This is a genomic window from Nonomuraea sp. NEAU-A123 (assembly GCF_018603905.1).
In the GTDB taxonomy this organism is placed as follows: domain Bacteria; phylum Actinomycetota; class Actinomycetes; order Streptosporangiales; family Streptosporangiaceae; genus Nonomuraea.
Genome location: NZ_JAHFZZ010000011.1, coordinates 125,612 through 149,183, shown reverse-complemented (window position 1 = coordinate 149,183; position 23,572 = coordinate 125,612). Strand labels below are relative to the sequence as shown.

The window sequence follows — 23,572 nt, the reverse complement described above, 5'->3', positions numbered from 1 at the left end:
TCGGGCCGCCTTCTTCGCTCTATTGGGCGGCCTTCGCGGCGAAAGCGGTCCAGCTCGTCACGTTGGGCGCCGACCACTCCGTGGGTGCGTGCAGGAAGTGCTCGCCCACGTGCGCGCGGAGCCGGTCGGGCACCTCGGCCGTCTTGTGGCCCCGGCAGTGGTACACCAGGCCGCCCTGGCGCTGCCCCATGGCCATCCACGGCAGCCACGGCGAGACCCGGCACCACGAGAACACGCACGGCACGCTCGGCAGATCGGAGTCGAGATCCTTGGCCGAGGCGAAGAACTGGAACAGCTCCAGCGCCCGGTAGGTGTCACTGGCCGAGTTGTCGGGATAGTCGGCGACCTTGAGCGGCGACGGGTAGGCCAGCCGGATGTCGGCGTTGAAGACGACCTGGTCGCCGAGCCTGGTGGTGGGCACGGGGTAGGCGCCGAAGCGCTGGTTGACCGGGTCGTTGAAGACGTGCTGGACCTCGACGGACGCTCCGGTGAACGGGTTGTCCCAGGTGGTGAGGATCTCGCGCGACTTGGGGTCGAGGTAGGCCGCCGCCTCCCTGGTCAGCATCTGCCAGCCGCCGTCGGTCTCGACCGCCCTGGCCACGTTGACGCCCTCGAAGCCGAACAGGTGGTGGGGGCCGTCGTCCTGCTGCCAGCCGTAGACGTCGCCGGTCCACCACGAGATCGTCTCCGCGCCATCGGTGGAGGCGCGTACTCGCATGAATTCCACAGCTCTCCCCAGCGGGTGCCCTATTTGACGATCACTGAGAATATCGCCTCGCCCGACTGCGCCTTGCTCTGGGCGTCGACCGGAGTGGGGCTCGGCGTGGCACTCGGACAGCGCCAGCAGTTGTGCAGCCTGATCTCGGTGCTGCCCGGCTGCTTGCCGTTGAACACGAAGTAGCTGGTGCCGCCCGAGCCCGGCCCGCCGCCCTCGCTGACGTACTCCTTGCTGATGAACGAGGCCACCTTGGCGTCGGGCACCGCCAGGAGGCGCCACTGGTCGCCGGTGGACGGGTTGTCGGCGACGGCCAGCGAGAACCGCTGGCCCGTGCCGACCTCCACGTTGACGGTCGAGCCCTTGGCGCCTTTGAAGATCTGGCCGTAGTCGTTGACGGCCGACCCCGCGCCGCAGCTCGTGCCGATCCCCATCATGAGCAGGGCGAGCAGGGCGGTGGCGGCCGTTCGACGAATCACTGAGGCAGGCTATCGGGCTCTGGGGCTCACTTGGCCCTGTTGCGCCTCATGATCCGGCGCAGGAGCAGGGCCACGATGCCGGCCGCGGCGGCCATGGCCAGCACGGGGCGCTTCCTGGCCTCCGTGGCGACCTTGTCGGCGGCGTCCTTGACCTGGTCGGGCGTGACCTCTCGTACCTTGTCGGCCACTTCGGTGGCCTTGTCCTTCGCGACGTCCACCACCACGGCGGCCTTGTCCTTCGCGACATCCGCCACCACGGCGGCCTTGTCCTTGGCGACCTCGGCCACTTCGGCGGCCTTGTCCTTCGCCAGCTCGGCCACTTCAACCGCCCTGTCCTTGGCGACCTCGGCCACTTCGGCGGCCTTGCCCTTCGCCGCCTCCGCCGCGTCGTTCGCCCGTCCCTTCACGTCCGTCTTGTCGGCCAGAGCCGCCACGGTGTTGCCGAGCTCCTCGCGGGTGTCCCTGATGTTTTTTCGCACGTCGTCCTCTTCCTCGTCGTCGTTGCCCGACCCCGCCCCCAGCGACTCCGCCTCGCCTTCCCGGGCCTGCGTCGCCTCGGTCCGGTCGTCCGCCATGGGAGGTTCGGGGATGAATGTTTCGTGTTCCTGGCGGGCGGCCTCCGCCTTCAGCGCGTTCTCCGCCGCGCCCGGTCTGGTGGGAGGCACGTTGACGGACTCGTGGTCCGTCGGCATGCCGACCGTCGTCCGGCGAGCGCCCACGTCCCCCGCGTGCTGCTCGCTATATCCCTGGTCTCTGTATTCAGGGTTCGTCTCGCTCATCGCCGAGCCCTTTCCTTGACCACGTCGATATCGGCCTTGACGCTGGCGATCGCTTCTTCCGGCAATGGCGGCGTGGCCTGTTTCACCTGGTTTTTGCCGAGGAAACCCAGAAGGGCGGCAACGATGAACAGAACTCCCGCCACGAGAGCGGCAGCCGCCCATGCGGGCATCACCAGAGCGAGAAGCAGAATGACGGTGGCCACCAGGGCTGCGCCACCGAAGAACGCGGCCATTCCCGCCGCCCCGAACAGGCCCGCGCCGAATCCCGCCCGCTTGCTCTTCCGCGTGAGCTCCAGCCGGGCCAGCCGCAATTCGTCCCTGACGAGCCGGGAGACCTGCTCGGAGAGATCATTGACCAGCTTGTGGGTGTCGTTCACGTCGCCTCCTCTGCCGAGGAGGCGACTACCCAGCGAACTGGCTTTCTATCACCGCTTGGCGGCCCGCAGCAGGAAGTCGACGACCGACAGAACCGGAGACTTAGGAACCTCGCACCAGTTATCGGGCTTCTTCGACTTGCTCCACGGGGAGGGCAGCTCACACGAAGGAGCCTGCGGCTTAGGCCGCTCGCACCACGATCCGGGAGGATTCATATTTTTACTCTACAACTTCACCTACGGCTTAGGAGCGCGCGCAGATTGGTGGGCGCGAGGATCATCTGGGCCGGCTGCCCGACGGGTGGGGTCAGAATCCGATGGCTTCGCGGAGCAGCAGGACGGTGCCGCGTCCGGGGTGGGGTTCCGCGTTGAGGACGAGCATGCGGTTGAGGGCACTGGGCACCCCATAGGCCTTCATGGCGCGCTCGTTTTCCAGCGGGAGGCAATGGTCTTCGATGCGGCGCAGCGCGGCGCTCAGGTCAGGGACCACCTTCTGCGCTCCGACGACCCAGATCGCGCGGGCCGCGGCGCCCGCGTAGCCGGCGAGCTGGCTTCCGCTGGCCGAGGCGGCCACAAGGGAGCCGGTCTCGGTGACCGCGGCGACGCTGCCCACAATGACGTCGGGGCAGGCGATCATCCGCCAGATCTCGGCCATTTGGGTGGCGCGGTCCATGGTCACGCTGCGTGCCTTGACGGACTTGTATCGCCCGCTGCGGTTGATGTCCTCATCGATGCCGGACAGGCGGAGGGTCTCGCTGGCCCCGGTGAACACGCTGGCGCCCGCGGGAATCAGCTCTTTGACGCGGGTACGCGCGGCGGCGGCGTCATCGAGGATCTCGACGGCGAAATTGTTCTCCCTCAACGCGGCGGCCACCCGCTCCAAGGTCTGCGCGGGCGCCGGGTCAGTGAGTGATGTCGCTGGAACCGAAGTCGTCATGGTGTCTCCTGGCTGGTGTGTTCGTCTCTTCGGGTACGACAAGACCGCCCCGCGGAATGTGAGGCGGGGCGCCGACCTCACATTCCGGTGCGGTGTCTTGTCGAAGTGGTGAGGGAAGATGAGATCGAGGAGGGTCGGCAACACCCATGACCAACCAGTCCAGGCCAGGACACGGCCGGTCCGATCCAGCTCTGAGCATGATCATCAGTGAGCGGCGGCGGCTGATCAATCTCGCCTACCGGCTGCTCAGCTCGCTGGCCGAGGCCGAGGATGTCGTCCAGGAGACCTACGCTCGCTGGTACGCCATGTCCTGCCAGCAGCGGGACGCCATCGCGTCTCCCGCCGCGTGGCTGACGACGGTCACCAGCCGTATCTGCCTCAACTTGCTCAACTCGGCACGGGCCCGGCGAGAGACCTACGTGGGCGAATGGATCCCCGAGCCGCTGCCCGAGCGTACGGAGTGGGTCACCGGGCAACCGGACGGGACGGCCGTCGACCCGGCCGACCGGGTCACCCTGGATGAGTCGGTCAACCTGGCCTTCCTGGTCGTGCTCGAATCGATGACCCCGGCTGAGCGCGTCGCGTTCATCCTCCACGACGTCTTCCGCTACCCCTTCGCCGAAGTGGCCGACATCGTCGGCCGTACCCCGGCGGCCTGCCGCCAGCTGGCAACCTCCGCCCGCCGCCGCATCCACGCCTCGCAGGCTCCCGCGACTCCCGTGGCCCAGCAGGCCGGCGTCGTCCGGGCCTTCAAAGCGGCGTGGGAGGCCAAGGACATCGATGCCCTGATCGGCCTGCTCGACCCCGACGCCACGGCGATCGCCGACGGCGGCGGCCTCGCCGTCACCTTCCTGCACCCCATCGAAGGCGGCGAGCAGATCGCGCACGCCTGGGTCGAGATCGCCCTCCGGAGGCCCGGCGACATGACGTTCCTGGAGCGTACGGTCAACGGCCGGCCCGGCCTGGTGGCCCAGCAAGACGGCGTCACCGTGACGGTGTTCGCGTTCGACGTCGCGGACGACCGGATCAAGCACATCTGGGTAGTACGCAACCCCGAGAAACTCCGTCACTGGACGACGGGCTGACGCGCGTCTCCCTACCATCGGGTCCGCTCACAGAGGCAAGTTATCCGCCATCCCTGGCATGACCGGCCTGCGCGATGATGTGGGCCAACGGAGCGACCCGCCGATAGGGATCGCTCGCGCCAGCCCGCTCCTCACACTCCAGCAGCAGGTCCAGGTCATCGGGAAGAGGCGCGTCGTCGGCCGCGAGGTCCGTGAACACCCGCACGCCGTACCACTCCAGAACCCCCAGCTCCTGTACGGCCAGGCGCCGCGTCAGGTCGTCGAGCCGGTCCGCCCGCGCCACCACGCCCAGGCGGTTGGTGTAGCCGCTCCCGTCGAACGCCTCCCGGGCCGCCGCCCAGTCCCCCATCAGCCCGGCCCGCATGGCCAGCGCGTCGCCGTTGCGCACAAGCAGTGACAGCAGCCCCCCGGGCGCGAGCAGACCCGCCATGGCCGCCAGGAGCGGGTCGGGGTCGTCGAAGTACATGAGCACGCCGTGACAGAGGACCACGTCGAAGCTCCCCGGCTCGAACAACTCGCTCAGCCGCTCGGCGGGCGCTTGCACGACCTCGATGGCCATCCCCGGCTCGACCTGGTCTTTCAGCAGCCCGAGCAGATCGCCGGAGGCGTCGAGCGCGGTCACGCGATGCCCTAGGGCGGCGACCCTGAGCGCCTGGGTGCCCTGCCCGCAGCCCACGTCCAGCACGCCGGCCGGGGCAGGCGGGAGATGGGCCGCCAGCTGACGGCTCACCAGCTCCTGTCTGACCACGTCACGCAGGCTGCCCAGCCGCTCCCGCCACCTTTTCTCGCCTGCTGAGAACCCCATCATGAGCCCCTTTCATACAGTCAATGAACGGTCACGCAGTGTAGTATTTTCGATGACGCGAGCGAAAGGATGACCGCCGTGGCCACCAGCACGACGCGCAGAAAGTCACGTAGGCGTGCACCCGCGCCTGAGCCCACATGCGACCCCCGACCTTCGTCTCCATGGGGTCCAGGCTGGGGACAGTCCGGACCGACCCAGACCGAGCTCAAGCGCGAACGGCTCTGGCAATCCCTCATCGAAGAGGGTTGGAGAGCCGAGATCATCAGTGGAAGGATTCTAGTGAGCCCCTGGACGAAGAGGCGCCATGCGCAGCTGGTCCATCGCGTTCAGCTGCAGCTCTTCGAGTTCGCGATCGACAAGGGCTGGGAGTTCTATCAGAACTGGGCCGTTCACATCCCACCCCATCGAGGCGACAAACGGATACCCGATCTGCTGATCGCGCCACCGGACAGCCCCGAGTTCGACGACAACCAGGCCTACGGCGACGGCACACTCCTGATCGTCGAGATCACCTCCTCCGACAACCGGGACGACGATCTGAAGGTCAAGCCCGCCGAATACGCCCGGGCGGGCGTACCCATCATGCTGATCGTCGACGAATTCTCCGACCCTCGCACAGTCACCCTGCTGTCGGATCCGCGCGACGGCGAATATCGCAGCATGACCAAGGTGGATGAGGGCGAGCAGGTGAAGCTGCCGGAGCCGTTCGGGATCGCCCTCGACACCGGCCCGATCTTCCTCTAGGCGAGGCGGCCCCCTGCCGGGCCTGAGCAGGAAACGCATTCGATGACGCGAGCGAAAGGATGACCGTTATGGCCACCGGCATCACGCCCGGGCACGGCGCCGCCCTGGGTCCCGAGCACCCGGCGGCCGCCGCACCCACGTGGGGGCCGGGATGGGGGGCTTTGGGACCCACGGACGACGAGCTCCATCGCGAACAGGTGTGGGAGAAACTCGTCGGTCAGGGCCTGAGGCCGGAGATCGTCGGTGGACGGATCTATGTAAGTCCCCGGGCGAAAATGCGGCATTGCGTCTTGGTGGACCGCTTGTCGGACCAGCTCTACGACGTCAAGCGGAAGAACGGCTGGGAGTTCTACCAGACCTGGGCGGTTCACATCCCGCCCCATCGAGGCGACAAACGGCTGCCCGATCTGCTGATCACACCACCGGACAGCCCCGAGTTCGACGACAACCAGGCCTACGGATACGGCACGCTGATGGCCGTCGAAGTGGTGTCGTCCGACAGCCGGGACGACGATCTGGACGTCAAGCCGGCCGAGTATGCCCGGGCGGGCGTCCCGATGATGTTGGTCCTCGACGACTTCTCCACCCCTCCGTCGGTCAGGTTGCTCTACGGACTCGCCGAGGGCGAATACCGGGCCTCGATCGTCGTCAATGCCGGGCTGCCGCTGCTGCTACCGGAGCCGTTCGAGGTCACGCTCGACACCAACCTGATCTTCCGCTAGGCGAGGTACTCTGCCGAGATGCTGGTCGTACACGGGGTCTGGGCAGGAGACGCACTCGCCTTCTGGGCAGAGGACACCGACGGCACCCCGCAGCCTGCCGAAGTCCCGATCACCCCTCCGGTCGTCGGCACGGGTGCTGGAGTCGCACGCCCACATCCGTTCGCGGCTACTGTCGCCGTGCTCATCGACCTGCTCGACCTCGCGCCTGCCTCCGCCGCCGCGCTCGGTGGCCTCGCGCTCTTCTCCGAGGGCATTGTGCGTGACCTGCGGTTGCTGTTGCCCGGCTCTGTCAAGGAGCCTCTGGCCTCGCCTGAGGCTGGGCGTCTGTCCGGGGTTGCCCGGCCGCGTCTGCATCTGTGGCAGGTGCCCGCTGTCGTTCCTGCCACCGGTGACGCGCTGCGGGTGCTCGCCGAACATTCCGGGGCTGCCACCGTCCGGCACTGGGCCGTGGTCTCCGAGTTCGCCCGTGATCTGGTTCGGCGGGGCCGCGTCATCCCTCAGCTCATCTCCCGGGGCGAGCAACCCGTACAGGCCGTGGCCGGTGGGCGTGCGGTGTGGCGGGCGGTGCTGAGCGGGGCTGATGCCGCCTACTTCCGGGACCTCGCTCTCGCCATGCCGCCCGCCTGCCGTACGTCCGAGGTCGAGCGCCCATCGGTGGAGGTGCTCGGGGCGGCGCTCGACGCGTTCACCGACGCGCTCGTCAGGGCGGCGCTCAGTGAGCCGCTCGTCACCAACCCCCGCACCGGCCAGGAGCGGTGGCTGGCGGCGTTGACCGGTGACGACGACACCTGCCCCGACAGCCCGGAGCTGCGCCGCGAGCTGGAGGAGTGGCGGGCTTCCGTGGCCGCCGCAGACGGGGCCGCCCGAGTGTGCTTCCGGCTGCTCGAACCCATCGACGACCTCGCCCGCCCAGACAGCACCGATCTTGCTGACACCCCCCTCGCTGGCACCGACCTTCCCGTCGGCACTGACCTCGATGACGGCCCAGACGGCACTGACCGCACCGGCCACGCTCACAGCCCGGACAGCGCTGACCGCTCCGGCCGCGCGGGGAGCGCGGGGAGCGCCGACAGTGGCGGCAGTGGCGGCAGCGGCCGTGGCTGGCGGGTTGAGCTCGCGTTGCAGGCCGCCGACGACCCCAGCCTCTACGTGACCGCCGAACGGGTGTGGAGCGGCGAGCCGGTGACCGGGCTGCCCAGGAGGCCGGAGCGTGAGCTGCTGGCCGGGCTGGGACGTGCCGTGCGCCTGTACCCAGACCTCGATCGGGCTCTTCGTGTTGCCGAGCCGACCGGGCTGGAGCTCGACACGGCGGGCGCGTTCGGGTTCCTGCGGCAGGCGGCGCCGCTGTTGCAGGCGGCCGGGTTCGGGGTGCAGTTGCCGCGCTGGGCCGGCCGTACCAAGCTGGGGCTGAAGCTGACCACCCGCACCAAGACGCAGAGCGCGGCGACCGCCCAGGGGTTCGGGCTGCGTGAACTGGTGGATTTCCGGATCGACCTGGCGGTGGGCGGGGAGACGATCAGCGAGGAGGAGCTGGCCGAGCTGGCCCGGCTGAAGGTGCCGCTGGTGCGGGTCCGCGGGCAGTGGGTGGAGCTCGACGACCGCCAGTTGAAGGCCGCGCTGAAGGCCGTCGGGGGCGAGCGCAGCGGCGAGTTGCCCGCGGCCGAGCTGCTGCGTCACGTGGTCCAGGGTGACGACGAGCTGCCGCTGCTGGAGGTCGACGCCGACGGCGTGCTCGGCGACCTGCTGTCCGGGCAGGCCGAACGGCGGCTCCAGCCGATGGCCACGCCTGCCGGCCTCGACGCGACGCTCCGGCCGTACCAGGAGCGCGGGCTGGCCTGGCTGAGCTTCCTGTCGGAGCTGGGGCTGGGCGGGGTGCTGGCCGACGACATGGGGCTGGGCAAGACGGTCACCACGCTGGCGCTGCTGGTCCACGAGCGGTCCGAGACGCCGACGCTGCTGGTGTGCCCGATGTCGCTGGTGGGCAACTGGCAGCGGGAGGCGGCCAGGTTCGCGCCGGGGCTGCGGGTTTACGTACACCATGGCAGTGGTCGCGACGCCCAGGCGATCGGCGAGGCCGACCTGGTGATCACCACGTACGGCACGGCCCAGCGGGACCTGGAGACGCTGCGCGGGGTCGAGTGGCGGCGGGTCGTCTGCGACGAGGCTCAGGCGATCAAGAACAGTGGCACCCTGCAGTCCCAGGCGGTTCGGGCGATCCCCACGGGCACGAGGCTGGCCCTGACCGGCACGCCGGTCGAGAACCATCTTGCCGAGCTCTGGTCGATCATGGAGTTCGCCAATCCGGGGCTGCTCGGGTCGCGATCGAGGTTCAGGACCCGGTTCCAGGAGCCGATCGAGGCCCGCCAGGACGAGCAGGCCATGCATGCGCTCAAACGGGCAACCGGCCCGTTCGTACTGCGGCGCGTCAAGACCGACAAGTCCATCATCTCCGACCTGCCGGAGAAGATGGAGGTCAAGGAGTGGTGCGTGCTCACGCCCGAGCAGGCCAGCCTCTATCAGGCCGTCGTCGACGACATGCTGGGCAAGATCGACGACAGTGAGGGCATCGAGCGCCGCGGCCTGGTGCTGGCGGCCATGGCCAAGCTCAAGCAGGTCTGCAACCACCCCGCCCACCTGCTCAAGGACGGCTCGCTCCTGTCGGGCAGGTCGGGCAAGCTGGCCCGGCTGGAGCAGCTCGCGGAGGAGATCGTGGCCGAGGGTGAGAAGGCGCTGGTGTTCACCCAATACGCCGAGTTCGGGACGATGCTCCAGCCCTATCTTGCCCAGCGGCTCGACCGGCCGGTCCTCTGGCTGCACGGCGGGCTGCCCAAGAAGACGCGCGACCGCCTGGTCGACCGGTTCCAGCATGATGACGAGCCGATGCTGTTCCTGCTGTCGCTCAAGGCCGCGGGCGTCGGACTCAACCTGACGGCGGCCAACCACGTGATCCACGTGGACCGCTGGTGGAACCCCGCCGTCGAGGACCAGGCCACCGACCGCGCCTTCCGCATCGGCCAGCGCAAGAACGTACAGGTGCGCAAGCTCATCTGCGCGGGCACGCTGGAGGAACGCGTGGACGAGATGATCGAACGCAAGAAGTCGCTGGCCGAACGCGTGGTCGGCACCGGCGAGGACTGGCTGACCGACCTGTCCACCGGTGAGTTGCGTGAGGTGTTCCGCCTGACCGCCGAGGCGGTGAGCTGAATGGCGTGGTTCGAGGCCGGTAAGCCGATCAGGGTCGAGGGCGGCCTGCGGGCGCGCACGCAGCGCGGCTCGATCGGCTCCACCTGGTGGTCGCGGCGGTTCATCGACATCCTGGAGCGCGTCTGCGACAAGGGCCGCCTCTCTCGGGGCCGCGCCTACGCCCGCGCGGGCCAGGTCCTGTCGATCGACCTCGCCTCCGGCGTGGTGAGGGCGGCCGTTCAGGGCTCGCGGCGGAAGCCGTACTCGATCACGATCGAGATTGAGGCGTACGACGAGGAGCGCTGGACCGCCATCGAGGAGGCGATCGCGGCGCAGGCCGTCTACCGGGCCAAGCTGCTGGCCGGGGAGATGCCGACGGAGATCGAGGAACTGTTCGCCGCGCTGGGCATCGATCTGTTCCCCCGCGACCTGGACATGGAGTGCTCGTGCCCCGACTGGGGGCTGCCGTGCAAGCACCTGTCGGCGGTGCTGTACCTGCTGGCGGAGTCGTTCGACGACGATCCGTTCCTGGTGCTGGCCTGGCGCGGGCGCAGCCGCGACCGGCTGCTCGGGTCCTTGGCCGAGCCGGAGCCGGAGCCGGTTCTGGTGCGGGATGTGCCGTTCGCCGACCGGCTGGCCGACTTCTACGCCCCGGGGGCCACCGCTCATCGGCCCGAACGCCGTTCCGCCGCGGTGGCGTCCGACCTCCTGCCGCGCGTCTTCCCGCCGCCGCGCGACCTGGCGGACCCGCTGCGCGCCGCGTACCGCCGCCTCGGCGAGTGACGGTCGCGGCTCCGCTGGGGCGTGCGATCGTCGGCGTCGGTGCGCTTCCGCACGTCATCACGACTGGCCCATGTTTCCGCGCTCCCCGCCGTACTTCGGCTGGGGTCCTTCTGGGGAGCGGGCGCGCTGGGGTCCTTCGCGGGAGCGCTGGGGTCCTTCTGAGGAGCGGGGGCGCTGGGGGCCTGCTGGGGAGTGGGAGCGGCGATGGCTCGTGGTGTCGGTGATGGGGCGAGGCGTGCGGAGAACGGGGCTGGCTGGGGGCTAGCGGTCGTCGAAGTCGCCGGGGACCATGACGCGGACGCCGTTCGGCACCACGCGGAGGCGGATCGGGGTGAGCAGGCGTACCTCTCCGTCGACGTCGGCCGCCATCGGCGGGTCGGTCTCCAGGAGCATCTCCCTGCCCACCACGAACGGCCCGCCTGCCAGGCTGCGCCAGCGGCCGGTCGTGGCGCGCACCAGCGTCTCGCCGAGCAGCCGCAGCTTCTTGCCCGAGCCGAGCTGGTAGGCGACCAGCATGCCGTTGTCGATGCTGACGTCCTTGGCGAGCTGCCAGCCGCCGTGGAAGCGGCCGTTGGCGATGTTGAGCTGGTGGGTGAACAGCTCGTGGCGCTTGCCGTCGACCGTGATGTAGGCGCGGAACGGCCGGTGGCCGGGCAGAACGCGGAGGGCGGTCAGCGGGTAGGCGGGACGGCCGAGGATGCGCTTGAGCCACGGCTTGACCGTGCCCGCCACCTCGACGGACACGCCGAAGCTGGCCAGGTTGGCGAACGGCCGGTCACCGGCCATGCCGAGGTCGATGTCGGCCACCTTGCCGGTGGCGAACACCCCGATCGCCCCGGCCAGGTCGAGCGGCAGGCCGAGGCTGCGGGCGAAGTTGTTGGTGGTGCCGAGTGGCAGCACGCCGAGCGCCACGTCGCGGTGGGCGACATGGCGGACGGCCGATGACAGAGTGCCGTCGCCGCCGCCGACGATCAACAGATCGGGCTGGGTTTCGAGGGCCTGGTCGAGCAGGTTGCGCAGGCGCTTGGGATTGGAGACCGACAGCTCGGCCATCGGCTCGAAGCCGAGGGCGTGGATCTGGTCGATCACCTCGAAGTAGTGTCGGCGGCCCCGGCGTGAGCGAGTGTTGACCACCACCGCCACCCGGCGGTCCTGGCGGATCGCCTCCGTGTGTGCGGCCTTGGTACGCAGTTCGCTCATGGTCACCAATGTTAGGTGCAGACGACGCTACCTGTGGTCGGCCAAAGGGCCGCCGGGTGGACCGGCGGCCCCTCGGTTCACTTCTTCGGCGGGATCACCTGGACGATGGCGCCCAGGTTGCCGGGCAGCGGCGAGACCAGCTTGAACTGGACGCCGAGCGCCTTGCCCTCGTCACCCGGGTTGCCGGAGCCGGCCACGTGGCCGCCACCCAGGTCCGTGCCGTACAGCTCGGTGGCGGGGGTGCCGTCGAGGTTCACGACGCGGGTGCTGTAGGGCTGGTCGCCCTTGGACGGCACGACCGTCGACGCGTCGAAGTCCCGGTAGAACAGGCTGCCGTTCTGCAGCTCCAGGCCCGGGTACCAGGTCTTGGCGTCGGTGAAGTTCGGCACGCCCTTCAGCGCCGGGATGTCCGTGCAGTACTCGCTGAACGGCTCGTCCGCCGCCTCCAGGCACTCCTTGAGCGGATAGGTCTTGCCGAAGGAGAACGCCGCGTTGGACGTCTGGGTGCGGCCGTCGAGGTTCTTGTGCCTCGACGGGTCCTTCTGCGCGGCGGCGCCGGTGCGGCGCAGCGGATCGAAGTGCGAGTCCACGATCAGCAGGCTGCCCTTCGAGCCGATGCTCGGCGGGAGGCTGAGGTTGTTCGCCAGCGAGTTGTTGGTGAACGTCGAGTCGCGGTACCACACCAGCAGGCCGGGGGCGTTGTACTTGACCTTCTCCACCTTCCACGCCCCGTCACGGGAGTAGTTGGTGTCGTAGGCGTACTGCAGGCCCTTGTCGAAGCCGTCGAAGTTGCGCCACTCGGCCAGGTAGAACCGGGACACCTCGCGCGAGCCGTTGTTGATCGTCCAGCCCTGGCCGCTCGTGTTGGTGAACGTGCCGCCGGTGGCCTTCCAGCCGTTGTCGCCGCCCTCGACGTCGTCGCTCCACACGGCGGTGCCGCCGTTGGTGAGCTGGAAGTCGTCGGCGTGCCAGCCGCGCGGGGTGAAGGCCGCGTCGGTGTTGTACGTGAGCCGCAGCTTGACCGTCTTACCGGCGAACGCGGTCAGGTTGACGTAGTCGTGCCGCCAGCCGTCGGTGTTGCCGGTGAGCCCGTACTTCTTGTCGCCGAACGTCTTGAGGTTCTTGTTCGGGTCCGGGTAGCCGTCGGGGGTCGAGACCTCGTTGCCGGCCTCGTCGTAGACCTTCTGCTGGGCCCAGGTCTCGCCGCCGTCGGTCGACACCTCGACGAAGCCGAAGTCCCAGTCCTGCTCGATCTCGTAGTTGTTCCACATCCAGAACCGCAGGTCGGTCCCGGCGGGCACGGCCACGTCACGGGCCAGGTGGACGTTGGCCCATTCCTGGTCCAGCCCGGTCCACCAGGCGTTGGCGCCGCTGTGCGGGTCGACCATCTTCAGGGGCGTGGAGGCCAGGTTCACCCGGACGCCGTCCTGGGTGAGCTTGGGCGTCCGCGACGACTGGCCGACCGTGACCAGCTTGGCGGCGTCGCCGGGTTCGAACACCTTCGGGTTCGCCCAGCCGAGCACCCACTTGTCCCACAGGCCCATGTGGGTCGGCATGGACTGGAAGATCGGCCCGGAGTGCGAGCCGCTCGACATCAGGTCCCAGAAGTCGACGGCGGAGCTGGCCGCGCCCGAGGTGTCGTACAGGTCGGGCAGACCGAGGTCGTGGCCGTACTCGTGGGCGAAGACGCCGACGCCGGAGTCCTCCGGCTGCACGATGTAGTTGGAGATCTTCTTGTCGCTGCCGGGGATCTTGTAGCCGCCGGCCACGGCGCTGGAGTGCGCCCAGATCGCGTACGTGCTCTCGGCGCCGCCGCCGGAGGACTTGTCCTTGCCTCCGTGCACCAGGACCAGGTGGTCGATGACGCCGTCGGGCTCGCTGAAGTTGCCGTCGCCGTCGGCGTCGGAGACGTCTTCGACGTCGTAGTCGGCCCACGGGAAGTTCGGCTGGCTCTTGGCGAGCGCGTCCACCGTGTCGATGGCGAGCTGGCCCGCGCCGAGCGGGTTGTCCGGGTGGCCGGTCATGTCCTGGGGCGCGCCGCCGCAGGCCGCCGCGCCGTACCAGGCCTCGGAGTGGGGCGCCTTGATCCAGCCGACCGCGGAGCCGGTGACCGAGTAGGCGCCCTTGGACATCTCCTCGTACATCTTCTTCATCGTGAAGCCGGAGATGTCGATGCCGGCGCGGCCGTCGCGCGGGTCCTTCAGGTCGGGACGTACGCGCTCGGTGATGCCCTTGTCGGTGTAGAGCATCGTGTTGAAGTGCGAGGTGCTGAAGTCCTTGACCCAGAAGCTGTTGTTGTCCTTGTGCGGCAACGTCGCGGGGTTGGGGATGTTGTTGTGCAGCGGCCCGTTCTTGACCGTGCCCGCCGGCTCGACCACGCAGTCGTCGGGGGCGCCGTTGACCGTGCGCAGGCGGTTGTAGCCGGAGAAGTCGTCGTTGGCCTGCTCGTTGAACTCGACCAGGACGGTCAGCAGCTTGGCCACGCGGGTCTGCTTGGACTTCTTGAAGATGAAGTCGGCGGGGTTGCGGCCGGTCTTGATCGCCTCGTTCTCGCGGGCCGCCAGCACACGGGCGGCGGCCGGGTTGCCGCTGACGAACTTCCGGTCCGTCTTCTGCGCCGGGTTGAGCGAGCGGGCCTTCTGGTTGGGCAGGAGGGGCTCGTCGGGCGTCTCCTCGACGCTGGGCGGCGCGTAGTTGATGTAGAAGTCGGACGCGCCCGGCTCGTACCTGGCGGCGGAGGCGGGGGCGGCGGGACCGGTCAGCGCGGCGCTGAGAAGGGCGACCGCGGGGAATGCTGCTAACAGGCGCTTTCTGCTGGGCACTGATAACCCTCTCTGCCCGGGATCGCCGGGCGCATTGCCACAGGGTGCAATGCGCGAATTTAGAGGGTGAGTAAAGCCAACGTAAAGAGCCCTGTTGAAATGTGATGAAACTAGAACAAAAGCAATGCGCCGGTAACGCCGCCCACGATCGCCCCGCCATAGCAGAGCACCGCGATGATCAAGTCGTACCTGGCGATGCCGAACAGCTCCTCACTGGTGAAGCGGATCCGGTGCGCCGCGTGGAACAGGCAGAGCACGATGACCACCAGCAGCGCCAGCCGTACCAGGACGTTGTCCAGGAGCGCGCGCAGGTGCCCGACGGTCGGCCAGTCGATCACGCCGAGCGGCATGAGCACGCCGAACAGCAGGACCAGCACGGGCAGCACCAGCGCGGCGGCCACTCCGCCGCCGCTGAAGAGCAGCCACAGGTACGGCTCTATCGTCCGCTTCACGGTGACCTCATGATGAAGTAGGCGATCAGGACGGACAGCGCCAGCCACGCCGAATGGTTGCCGCCCTGGATCATCCAGGCGGGCACCCGCCAGCCGTCGAGCCGCACCACCGTGGCCTTCGGGGCGAGGTTCAGGAACGTGATGGCATGGAAGGCGGTCGCGACCAGGGCGACCACGTTGACGGCGATCATCCAGGGCTGGGCGGCCAGGGCGGTGAAGTCCTGGAAGGTGCCGCCCAGCAGGGCGCCGACCAGCAGGAGCAGGAAGACGATCGTCCACGCGACCAGCACGCTGGTCAGCTCGCGCAGCACGAAGATCGTGTAGTTGCGGGTACGGGCGAACCAGAACGCGTCCCGCGGCGGGCGATATGTGCTCGTCATCGCTGGCTCCAGGGCGGTCTTGTCATCGTTTGCTCCAGGGCAGCACCGAGCGCAGCGCCGCGGTCAGCTTGTAGCGCTGGATGGCCTCGGCCGGGTCCACGTGCTTGGGGCAGGCCCGCGTGCACTCCCCGACGAACGTGCAGCCCCAGACCGCATCCTCCAGGTTGAGCACGTCGAACCGGTCGCCCATGTCCCGGGAGTCGAGGTTGTAGCGCTGCGCCAGCGCGATCGCGGCCGGGCCGAGGAAGTCGGGGTTGAGCACGTAGACCGGGCACGCCGAGTAGCAGAGCATGCAGTTGATGCACATGCTGTACTGCTTGTAGGCCTCGAGCTGCTCGGGCGTCTGCGCGTACTCCGTGGTCAGCGGCAGTTCCTCGCCCTCCCTGATGAGCCACGGCCGCACCGACGACAGCTTGGCCAGGAAGTCGTCGATGTCCACGACCAGGTCCCTGATCACCGGGAAGCCCTTGAGCGGCTCGATCCTGATCGGGCCGTCGCCGTACTCGGTGAGGAAGGTCCCGCAGGTCAGCCGGGGCTCGCCGTTGACGGTCATGCCGCACGAGCCGCAGACGCCCATCCGGCACGACCAGCGGAACGACAGGCTGCCGTCGAGCTGGTCCTTGACGTAGTTCAGGCCGTCGAGCACGGCCCAGTCGGTCGTCAGCGGCACGTCGTAGCCCTGGAACACCGGCTCGCCGTCCTGCCCCGGCCGGTAACGGGCGATCTCCAGCCGGATCGTGCGGGTGACCGCCGCCTGCCGTACGGACTCTTCGGTGTCAGTCACGTCCATAGACCCTTTCCCCCGGAGGCCAGCGGGTGATCGTCACGGGCAGCAGGCCGACCGACGGCGTGCCGTCGGGCGCGCGGTGCACCAGCGAGTGCGCGAGATAGGCCGAGTCGTCCCTGACGGAGAAGTCGGTGCGCTGGTGCGCGCCGCGCGACTCCTTCCGGTTGAGCGCGCAGGCGATGATGGTCTGCGCGACGTCGAGCATGGTGTGCAGTTCCTGCAGGTTGATCAGCTCGGTGTTGAACGTCGTGCTGGAGTCGTCGACGCGCGCCTCTTCCGCGCGTTCGCGCAGGTCGGCGAGGGTGTCGACGGCCGCGGCGAGCACGCCGCCCGTCCGGTAGATCCCGGCCGCGCCCTCCAGCGTGTGCTGCATCTCCTCACGCAGGTCGGCGATCCGTTCGCCCTTGCCCGATCCGTCCCGCACGCGTTCCAGCCGCCGCCGCTCGTCATCACCTTGTGCCTGTACGGCCTGGTGCTCGCTCCGCTCGTGATGCTCTTTCGCGAAGCTCGCGGCGGCCAGGCCCGCCCTTCGGCCGAAGACGAGGATCTCCGGGAGCGAGTTCGAGCCGAGCCGGTTGGCCCCGTTGATGCTGACGCACGCCGTCTCACCGGCCGCGAACAGCCCGGCGACCGGAGTGGCGCCGTCGAGGTCGGTGTGGACGCCGCCCATCATGTAGTGCACGACCGGGCGGACCGGGATGAGGTCAGTGGCCGGGTCGAGGTTCTGGTAGCTCTTGCACAGCTCGCGGACGAACGGGATGCGGGCGTCGATCTTCCGCTCGCCGAGGTGGCGCAGGTCCAGGTACACGACCGGGCCGTAGGGGGTGTCGACCGTGCGGCCCAGCTCCTGCTCGTGCACGAACGCCTGGGAGAGGCGGTCGCGCGGGCCGAGCTCCATGCTGCGTAGCTTGGGCGTCGGGGTGGGCTTGCCCAGGTCGTAGTCCTGAAGGTAGCGGTAGCCGTCCTTGTTGATCAGCCAGCCGCCCTCCGCCCTGGCCGCCTCGGTGATGAGGATGCCGGTGAACGGCAGGCCGGTCGGGTGGTACTGGACGAACTCCATGTCCTTCAGCGGCGCGCCCGCCCGGTAGGCCAGGGCCATGCCGTCGCCGGTCTTGATCGCGGCGTTCGTGGTGAAGGGGAAGACCCGGCCGCAGCCGCCGGTGGCCAGGATGACGGTCCTGGCGGCGATGGTCTCGATGCGGCCGGTCCTGAGCTCGACGGCCACGACGCCGTGGACGCGGCCGTCGTCGACGATGAGCTTGGTGACGTACCACTCGTCGTACCGCACTATGTCCCGATATTTCAGGGTTGTTTGGAACAAGGTGTGGAGAAGGTGGAAACCGGTTTTGTCGGCCGCGTACCAGGTGCGCATCCGCTTCATACCGCCGAACGGACGGACGGCCACCCGGCCGTCGTCCTCGCGGCTCCACGGGCAGCCCCAGTGCTCCAGTTGGATCAGCTCGCGTGGCGCCTCCTCGACGAACGCCTCGACCGCGTCCTGGTCGCAGAGCCAGTCACCGCCGGAGATCGTGTCGTAGCAGTGCTCGTCGAGCGTGTCGCCGACGCCGATCACCGCGGCGGCGCCGCCTTCGGCGGAGACCGTGTGGCTGCGCATCGGGTAGACCTTCGACACGACCGCCACCGTGAGCTCGGGGTCCGTCTCGGCGACCGCGATGGCCGCGCGCAGACCCGCTCCGCCTCCTCCGACGATGAGCACGTCGATCATGTGCGATCAGCTCCCGTGGTCGGGTTGTATCGGGTCCTTCACCCGCTTGCCGTCATGGCGGATGGCGGAGAGATGGATGCTGCCGTCGTGGTACTCGTGGCGGATCCTGCGGCAACCGCAGTCGAAAAGCTGGTCGCGGATCACCAGGCCGTAGCCGTCGTCGTCGACGAAGCGCTCGCCGCCGGACTTCTTGCCGCACGGGGCCGTCTCGGGGGTGAAGGGGGTCTTCGTGCCTGTCATCGCCGATCTCCTTAGATAGGCGAAACGTCATCTCCACACAAGCACCGCGACCTGCTTCGGAGAAGGCCCGCTTTCGGACCTTCGGAGCGGCCGATCAGCCGGGCTCCTCCTCGATCTCCTTCGAGCCCCCTTCTCCGGACTCCTCCTTCTCCAGTTCTTCCCTGGGCACGGGGGGATAGTGCAGATCGAACGCGGGCCGTTCCGACCGGATGGGCGGCAGGAAGGTGAAGTTGTGCCGGGGCGGCGGGCAGGAGGTGGCCCACTCCAGCGAGTTGCCGTAGCCCCACGGGTCGTCGAGCGTCACCTTGGGCGCCCGCCTGGCGGTCTTCCAGACGTTGTAGAGGAACGGCAGCGTGGAAGCGCCGAGCAGGAACGCCCCGATGGACGAGATCTCGTTCATCCGGGTGAAGCCGTCAGCCGCGCTGTAGTCGGCGTACCTCCTGGGCATGCCGATCGCCCCCAGCCAGTGCTGGATCAGGAACGTCATGTGGAACCCGATGAACAGCGTCCAGAAATGCACCTTCCCCAGCCGGTCGTCGAGCATCCGCCCGGTCATCTTCGGCCACCAGAAGTAGAACCCGGAGAACATGGCGAACACCACGGTCCCGAAGACCACGTAGTGGAAGTGCGCGACGACGAAATACGTGTCGCTGATGTGGAAGTCGAGCGGCGGCGACGCCAGGATGACCCCCGTCAGGCCGCCCAGCAGGAACGTCACGAGAAACCCGATCGCGAACAGCATCGGCGTCTCGAAGCTGAGATGGCCGCGCCACATCGTGCCGATCCAGTTGAAGAACTTCACGCCGGTCGGCACCGCGATGAGGAACGTCATGAACGAGAAGAACGGCAGCAACACCTGACCCGTGGGGAACATGTGGTGCGCCCACACGGTCATCGACAACCCGGCGATGGCGATCGTCGCCCCGACCAGCCCCCCGTACCCGAAAATCGGCTTGCGGCTGAACACCGGGATCACCTCGGTGATGATCCCGAAGAACGGCAGCGCGATGATGTACACCTCGGGATGCCCGAAGAACCAGAACAGGTGCTGCCAGATCAACGCCCCGCCGTTGGCGGGGTCGAAGACGTGCGTGCCGAACTTGCGATCCGATTCGAGCACGAGCAGCGCGGCGGCCAGCACGGGGAACGCCATGAGCACGAGCATGCTGGTCAGCAGCGTGTTCCAGGTGAACAGCGGCATCCGGAACATCGTCATGCCCGGCGCCCGCAGCCCGATGATCGTGGTGATGAAGTTGACGGAGCCGAGAATCGTCCCGAGTCCCGACAGCGCGAGCCCCATGATCCACAGATCGCCGCCCATGTGCGGCGTATAAGTGGCGGTGGACAACGGCGTATAGGCGAACCAGCCGAACTCGGCGGCCCCACCCGGCGTGATGAATCCGGCCAGCACGATCAGCCCGCCGAACAGGAACATCCAGTACGCGACCGCATTGAGCCGGGGAAACGCGACGTCAGGCGCGCCGATCTGCAGGGGCATCACCACGTTGGCGAATCCCGCGAACAGCGGCGTGGCGAACAACAACAGCATGATCGTGCCGTGCATGGTGAACAGCTGGTTGTAGAACTGCTGGCTCACCAGTTGCATCTCCGGCTGCGCCAATTCGGCCCTGATCACCATGGCCATGACACCCGCGACGAGGAAGAACCCGAACGAGGTGATCAGATAGAGATACCCGATGACTTTGTGGTCGGTCGTCGTCAGCCAGGACACGATGACGGTCCCGGTCCGCCGGCGTCTGACCTGCTCGATCGAGGTCTCGCGAACAGTCGTCACGAGTGCTCCCTCCTATGCGGAGTGTGGCCTGCCCCCGATCCTCCAATTCCACGCCAACGATTGCCATACGGGAAGCAATTCTTCAACATTTGTCGCACACATCTTTGCCTGGCGCGCTATTTCCGGCCCGTACGGCATGCACGTCACGCATGGAACCCATGCGAGATCGTCGGTGGCGGATCGAGCCCCACTCCCCTACCGTTTCGCAATATGTCCCCCTCTATCGGCCTGCACATGCCGAACGGTTTCGCCGCCGCCGACCGCCAGGGCGCCGCCCGCGTGGCGAAGCTGGCCGAAAGCCTCGGCTACGAGTCGTTGTGGACCGCCGACCACATCGTCCTGCCCAGCCCCCGCGTGGCCGCCTCCCCTCTCGAACCGGACGCCCCGCTCCTGGACGCCGTGGTCTCGCTGGCCTTCCTGGCCGCCCACACCGAGCGCATCCTGCTGGCCACGGGCTGCGTCGTCCTTCCCCAGCGAGACCCGCTGGTCCTGGCCAAGCAACTCGCCAGCGTGGACGTCCTCAGCGGCGGACGGCTGATCTTCGGCGTGGGCGCGGGCTACCTGGAGCCCGAACTGCGCGCCCTGGGCGTCCCCATGCCCGACCGGGGCTCCCGCACCGAGGAGTACCTGGCCGCCATCCGTTCCCTCTGGCAGGACGACAAGCCCGCCTTCGACGGCCGGCACGTCTCCTTCAAGGACGTGGACGCCCACCCCCGCCCCCTCCAGCGCCCGGTCCCCGTCGTCATCGGCGGCCACACCCCGGCCGCCCACCGCCGCGCCGCCGCACTGGCCGACGGCTGGTACGGCTGGATGCTGGGCCTGCGCGCCACGGCCGCCCAACTGGAGTCACTCAGGGCCGTCTCGACCCGACCCCTGCATATCTCGGTGACCCCGGCCCGCCGCCTCGACCCGGCCACCGTCCGGGCGTACGCCGACCTGGGCGTGCACCGCCTCATCGTGGCCACCCCTCCGGGCCTGTCCTTGCCCGAGCTGGAAACCTTCGTCCAGCAAAACGCCCCAGCCGAATTCCTGACATAAGTCCCGAACCTTTCCCCGCGCGCCGCCATCCAACTCCGCATGACCATAAAGAAGATCACCTTGCTGACCGGCGGCGCACTGGTCACGGCCCTGCTGTTTCCGCCGGCGGCGGCACTGGCCGCGCCGTCGATCCCGAAGAACTTCCTCCTGTACGAAAAGGAGGCCCGTAAGGACATCAAGAACGAGCACTGGCTCCTCAACGAGGGCAGCGACCTGATCGAGGTGGAAAACATCGCGTGCTCGAACGCCAAGCTGAAGAAGGACTGGATCGCCCGCCGCGACCTCACCTATGACCCGCGAATGGACGGTGACGAGAAGCACAACGCCGAACGCGGCGAACAGGTCTTCCTCTTCGCGAAGGCTGCCGCCGCCGAGAAACTGATGACCGAGTTCCGCACCCGCCTGACCAGGTGCGGCAAACTCGTCAAGGTAATCGACCCGAAAATCGGTGACGGCTCGGTGGGCGCCTCGAGGGCCGTCAAGTCGACGAAGAGCAATCCCGTGCCCCAGACCCTGCAGTTCGTCGCGGTACGCAAGGGCGCGGCCGTGGCCATTTATTGGGACCGGCACAACGACGCCCCAGCCATCACAACCATGGCCAGGCACAAGTCGGACGCCACCAAGATGGCCGCGAAACTCTGCCGCATCGGCGGCTGCTGACTGCGGCTATCCTTCGTATCGACCCGATCGGAGGAGCAGATACCAGTGAACGCTCAGCGCGACTACGCCGACCTCGTCCAGCGTGGCCTTTCGCTCGACCTGACCCGGGGGAAGCCGTCGCCGCGACAGCTGGATCTCGCCAACGACATGCTCAAACTGCCGACGTCCTACCGGGCGGCCGACGGGACCGACGGGCGTAACTACGGCAACCTGCAGGGGCTGACGGAGCTGCGGGAGCTGTTCGGGCCGCTGCTGCAGGTGCCCGCCGAGCAGCTGGTCGTGGGCGGCAACTCGAGTCTGGCGGTGATGCACGACACGATCGTGCACGCGCTGCTCACCAAGGTCCCCGGGGCTGAGCGGCGGTGGGTGGAGGAGCCGGAGATCACGTTCCTGTGCCCGGTGCCGGGATATGACCGGCATTTCACGATCTGTGAGCGGTTCGGGATCAAGATGGTGCCCGTGCCGATGAACGGCGAAGGACCCGACATGGACGTCGTCGAGCGACTGGTCGCCGAGGACGCGAGTGTCAAGGGCATCTGGTGCGTGCCGAAGTACAGCAACCCGTCCGGTGTCACCTACAGCGACGAGACCGTCCGACGGCTGGCCGCCATGTCCACTGCGGCGCCTGATTTCCGGATTTTCTGGGACAACGCCTATGCGGTCCACCACCTCACCGACGCGCAGGCCGAGCTCGCCGACCTCCTGTCCCTGTGCGCTGAGCACGGCAACACCGACCGGACCTTCGTGTACGGCTCCACGTCCAAGGTCACGATGGCGGGCAGCGGGGTGTCGTTCTTCGGCTCCTCGCCGGCGAACGTCAAGTGGTTCCTGGCCAACACCGCCAAGCAGTCCATCGGGCCCGACAAGCTCAACCAGTTGCGGCACGTGGAGTTCCTGCGCGACGCCGAGGGTGTGGCCGCGCACATGCGCAAGCACGCCGAGCTGGTGTGGCCGAAGTTCGAGCTCGTCGACCGGGTGCTGGCCAAGGAGCTGGGCGACCTCGGCACCTGGACGAGCCCGCAGGGCGGCTACTTCATCAGCCTCGAGGTGTCGCATGCCGGCGAGGTGGTGGCCAGGGCCAAGGCGGCCGGGATCGCGCTGACCCCGGCGGGCGCCACCCACCCCTACGGCCAGGACCCCGACGACCGGACGATCCGGATCGCCCCCACCTATCCCGATCTGGAAGAGCTGGAGCAGGCCATCATCGGCCTGGCCGTCTGCGTCCGCGCCGTGGCCGAAGAGCGCGCCTGACACACCGGCGGATTCCGGTACGGCTGTCGGCCGTACCGGAAGTCACCTGGGGGCGGTGCGGCTCTGGCGGAAGCCGAAGATGTACTCGCGGGTCTCGCTGGGGTGGAACGACACCCCGACCCCCGGCTCGTAGGCCACGTTGTCCCGCGCGCAGTAACACAGGCTCTCCCACACGGCGAGCGCCTGGACCCGGGCCGGGGCCTCCGACATGTCCCGCTTCCGCGCCCCGTACGACCCCAGCACGAACAGCAGCCCGAACCCCCAGAACAACCCGGTCAGGCAGAACGGCGCGAGCAGCACCTCGGTCCAGTTCGCGTCCTTGCCCATCGCGATCACCAGCGCGACCACCAGGTGGACCAGGGCCGCGACGCCGAGCAGGATGTACCCCTGGTTCCTGGTCCACGCCGTGTAGTGGCGGCTGGGGAACGACAGCCAGACCGCCAGCTGCGAACGGCTCATGAGATGTTTCGAGGCGCCGAGCGAGGCCGCCATCGGCAGGTCCACGATGTCGCGGGTGCCGGCCATCCGGACGCGGCCGATCCGGTACATGGTGCCCGCCGCCACCACTCCAGGGACTGCGGAGACCTGGTCAGATTGGCTGCATACCGGGCACAT

Annotated in this window: 23 protein-coding genes; 8 read left to right on the top strand and 15 right to left on the bottom strand. The window is 68.3% G+C overall.

Annotated elements, in window-relative coordinates; genetic code table 11:
* Nucleotides 1-19: 19 nt before the first annotated feature.
* The 5 genes from KLK06_RS32455 to KLK06_RS32435 form a co-directional block, all read right to left on the bottom strand.
* Nucleotides 20-718, bottom strand: coding sequence for a DUF1838 family protein (locus tag KLK06_RS32455; protein WP_250906389.1), 699 nt, complete (start codon nt 716-718; stop codon nt 20-22).
* A gap of 29 nt (nt 719-747) precedes the next feature.
* Complete coding sequence (locus KLK06_RS32450) at nt 748-1,194, bottom strand: protease inhibitor I42 family protein (RefSeq protein ID WP_308168546.1); 447 nt, start codon at nt 1,192-1,194, stop codon at nt 748-750.
* A gap of 26 nt (nt 1,195-1,220) precedes the next feature.
* Entirely contained in the window at nt 1,221-1,973 is a 753-nt protein-coding gene (locus KLK06_RS32445) for a DUF3618 domain-containing protein (RefSeq protein WP_214639485.1), read from the bottom strand.
* Nucleotides 1,970-2,350, bottom strand: a complete 381-nt coding sequence (locus tag KLK06_RS32440; protein WP_214639484.1) for a phage holin family protein — start codon at nt 2,348-2,350, stop codon at nt 1,970-1,972. Before KLK06_RS32440 ends, KLK06_RS32445 begins: the two co-directional genes overlap by 4 nt.
* A gap of 304 nt (nt 2,351-2,654) precedes the next feature.
* A complete protein-coding gene (locus KLK06_RS32435; protein ID WP_308168545.1) occupies nt 2,655-3,221 on the bottom strand; it encodes an LUD domain-containing protein in 567 nt (188 codons plus the stop codon).
* 209 nt (nt 3,222-3,430) lie between these two features.
* Here KLK06_RS32435 and sigJ point away from each other — a divergent pair, with 209 nt between their 5' ends.
* Nucleotides 3,431-4,369: an RNA polymerase sigma factor SigJ gene (gene sigJ, locus KLK06_RS32430; RefSeq protein ID WP_214639482.1), complete on the top strand. Its 939-nt coding sequence runs from the start codon at nt 3,431-3,433 to the stop codon at nt 4,367-4,369.
* A gap of 40 nt (nt 4,370-4,409) precedes the next feature.
* Here the strand turns inward: sigJ and KLK06_RS32425 are convergent, their stop codons facing one another.
* The gene (locus KLK06_RS32425) at nt 4,410-5,177 is read right to left on the bottom strand and encodes a bifunctional 2-polyprenyl-6-hydroxyphenol methylase/3-demethylubiquinol 3-O-methyltransferase UbiG (RefSeq protein ID WP_214639481.1); all 768 of its coding nucleotides are present in this window, start codon (nt 5,175-5,177) and stop codon (nt 4,410-4,412) included.
* Nucleotides 5,178-5,243: 66 nt separating this feature from the next.
* On the opposite strand from KLK06_RS32425, the gene KLK06_RS32420 reads away from it, so the two are divergent.
* The 4 genes from KLK06_RS32420 to KLK06_RS32405 all read left to right on the top strand — a co-directional run bounded on the left by KLK06_RS32420 (nt 5,244) and on the right by KLK06_RS32405 (nt 10,606).
* Nucleotides 5,244-5,918 carry a Uma2 family endonuclease gene (locus tag KLK06_RS32420; RefSeq protein WP_214639480.1) on the top strand — a complete coding sequence of 225 codons (675 nt, stop codon included), beginning with the start codon at nt 5,244-5,246 and terminating at the stop codon, nt 5,916-5,918.
* Nucleotides 5,919-5,986: 68 nt separating this feature from the next.
* Nucleotides 5,987-6,640 carry a Uma2 family endonuclease gene (locus KLK06_RS32415; RefSeq protein ID WP_214639479.1) on the top strand — a complete coding sequence of 218 codons (654 nt, stop codon included), beginning with the start codon at nt 5,987-5,989 and terminating at the stop codon, nt 6,638-6,640.
* 18 nt (nt 6,641-6,658) lie between these two features.
* Nucleotides 6,659-9,844, top strand: coding sequence for a DEAD/DEAH box helicase (locus KLK06_RS32410; RefSeq protein WP_214639478.1), 3,186 nt, complete (start codon nt 6,659-6,661; stop codon nt 9,842-9,844).
* On the top strand, nt 9,845-10,606 hold the full coding sequence (locus KLK06_RS32405; protein ID WP_214639477.1) for an SWIM zinc finger family protein: 762 nt from the start codon (nt 9,845-9,847) through the stop codon (nt 10,604-10,606). It begins immediately after the preceding gene.
* A 261-nt stretch (nt 10,607-10,867) separates the two neighbouring features.
* On the opposite strand, the gene KLK06_RS32400 is transcribed toward KLK06_RS32405, so the two are convergent.
* The 8 genes from KLK06_RS32400 to ctaD all read right to left on the bottom strand — a co-directional run bounded on the left by KLK06_RS32400 (nt 10,868) and on the right by ctaD (nt 20,008).
* Nucleotides 10,868-11,806, bottom strand: coding sequence for a diacylglycerol kinase family protein (locus KLK06_RS32400; RefSeq protein ID WP_214639476.1), 939 nt, complete (start codon nt 11,804-11,806; stop codon nt 10,868-10,870).
* Nucleotides 11,807-11,883: 77 nt separating this feature from the next.
* Nucleotides 11,884-14,628 carry an immune inhibitor A domain-containing protein gene (locus tag KLK06_RS32395; RefSeq protein WP_214639475.1) on the bottom strand — a complete coding sequence of 915 codons (2,745 nt, stop codon included), beginning with the start codon at nt 14,626-14,628 and terminating at the stop codon, nt 11,884-11,886.
* A gap of 110 nt (nt 14,629-14,738) precedes the next feature.
* The gene (gene frdD, locus KLK06_RS32390; RefSeq protein ID WP_214639474.1) at nt 14,739-15,080 is read right to left on the bottom strand and encodes a fumarate reductase subunit FrdD; all 342 of its coding nucleotides are present in this window, start codon (nt 15,078-15,080) and stop codon (nt 14,739-14,741) included.
* Nucleotides 15,077-15,460, bottom strand: a complete 384-nt coding sequence (locus KLK06_RS32385) for a hypothetical protein (RefSeq protein WP_214639473.1) — start codon at nt 15,458-15,460, stop codon at nt 15,077-15,079. Before KLK06_RS32385 ends, frdD begins: the two co-directional genes overlap by 4 nt.
* Nucleotides 15,461-15,482: 22 nt before the next feature.
* Nucleotides 15,483-16,244 (bottom strand): succinate dehydrogenase iron-sulfur subunit, encoded by a 762-nt coding sequence (gene sdhB, locus KLK06_RS32380; protein ID WP_214639472.1) that lies wholly within the window; start codon nt 16,242-16,244, stop codon nt 15,483-15,485.
* Nucleotides 16,237-17,973 carry a fumarate reductase (quinol) flavoprotein subunit gene (gene frdA / locus KLK06_RS32375; protein ID WP_214639471.1) on the bottom strand — a complete coding sequence of 579 codons (1,737 nt, stop codon included), beginning with the start codon at nt 17,971-17,973 and terminating at the stop codon, nt 16,237-16,239. Before frdA ends, sdhB begins: the two co-directional genes overlap by 8 nt.
* Nucleotides 17,974-17,979: 6 nt before the next feature.
* Nucleotides 17,980-18,213: a hypothetical protein gene (locus KLK06_RS32370; RefSeq protein WP_214639470.1), complete on the bottom strand. Its 234-nt coding sequence runs from the start codon at nt 18,211-18,213 to the stop codon at nt 17,980-17,982.
* Nucleotides 18,214-18,307: 94 nt separating this feature from the next.
* Nucleotides 18,308-20,008, bottom strand: coding sequence for a cytochrome c oxidase subunit I (gene ctaD / locus KLK06_RS32365; RefSeq protein ID WP_214639469.1), 1,701 nt, complete (start codon nt 20,006-20,008; stop codon nt 18,308-18,310).
* A 210-nt stretch (nt 20,009-20,218) separates the two neighbouring features.
* Between ctaD and KLK06_RS32360 the strand changes: the two genes are divergently transcribed.
* Genes KLK06_RS32360 through KLK06_RS32350 form a run of 3 tightly spaced genes read left to right on the top strand, consistent with a single transcriptional unit; the run spans nt 20,219 to nt 22,957 of the window.
* Nucleotides 20,219-21,046 (top strand): TIGR03619 family F420-dependent LLM class oxidoreductase, encoded by an 828-nt coding sequence (locus KLK06_RS32360; protein ID WP_214639468.1) that lies wholly within the window; start codon nt 20,219-20,221, stop codon nt 21,044-21,046.
* Between the two features lie 60 nt (nt 21,047-21,106).
* Complete coding sequence (locus tag KLK06_RS32355; RefSeq protein ID WP_214639467.1) at nt 21,107-21,706, top strand: hypothetical protein; 600 nt, start codon at nt 21,107-21,109, stop codon at nt 21,704-21,706.
* A gap of 45 nt (nt 21,707-21,751) precedes the next feature.
* A complete protein-coding gene (locus KLK06_RS32350) occupies nt 21,752-22,957 on the top strand; it encodes an aminotransferase class I/II-fold pyridoxal phosphate-dependent enzyme (RefSeq protein WP_214639466.1) in 1,206 nt (401 codons plus the stop codon).
* A gap of 42 nt (nt 22,958-22,999) precedes the next feature.
* Here the strand turns inward: KLK06_RS32350 and KLK06_RS32345 are convergent, their stop codons facing one another.
* Nucleotides 23,000-23,521 carry a hypothetical protein gene (locus tag KLK06_RS32345; protein ID WP_214639571.1) on the bottom strand — a complete coding sequence of 174 codons (522 nt, stop codon included), beginning with the start codon at nt 23,519-23,521 and terminating at the stop codon, nt 23,000-23,002.
* Nucleotides 23,522-23,572: the final 51 nt, after the last annotated feature.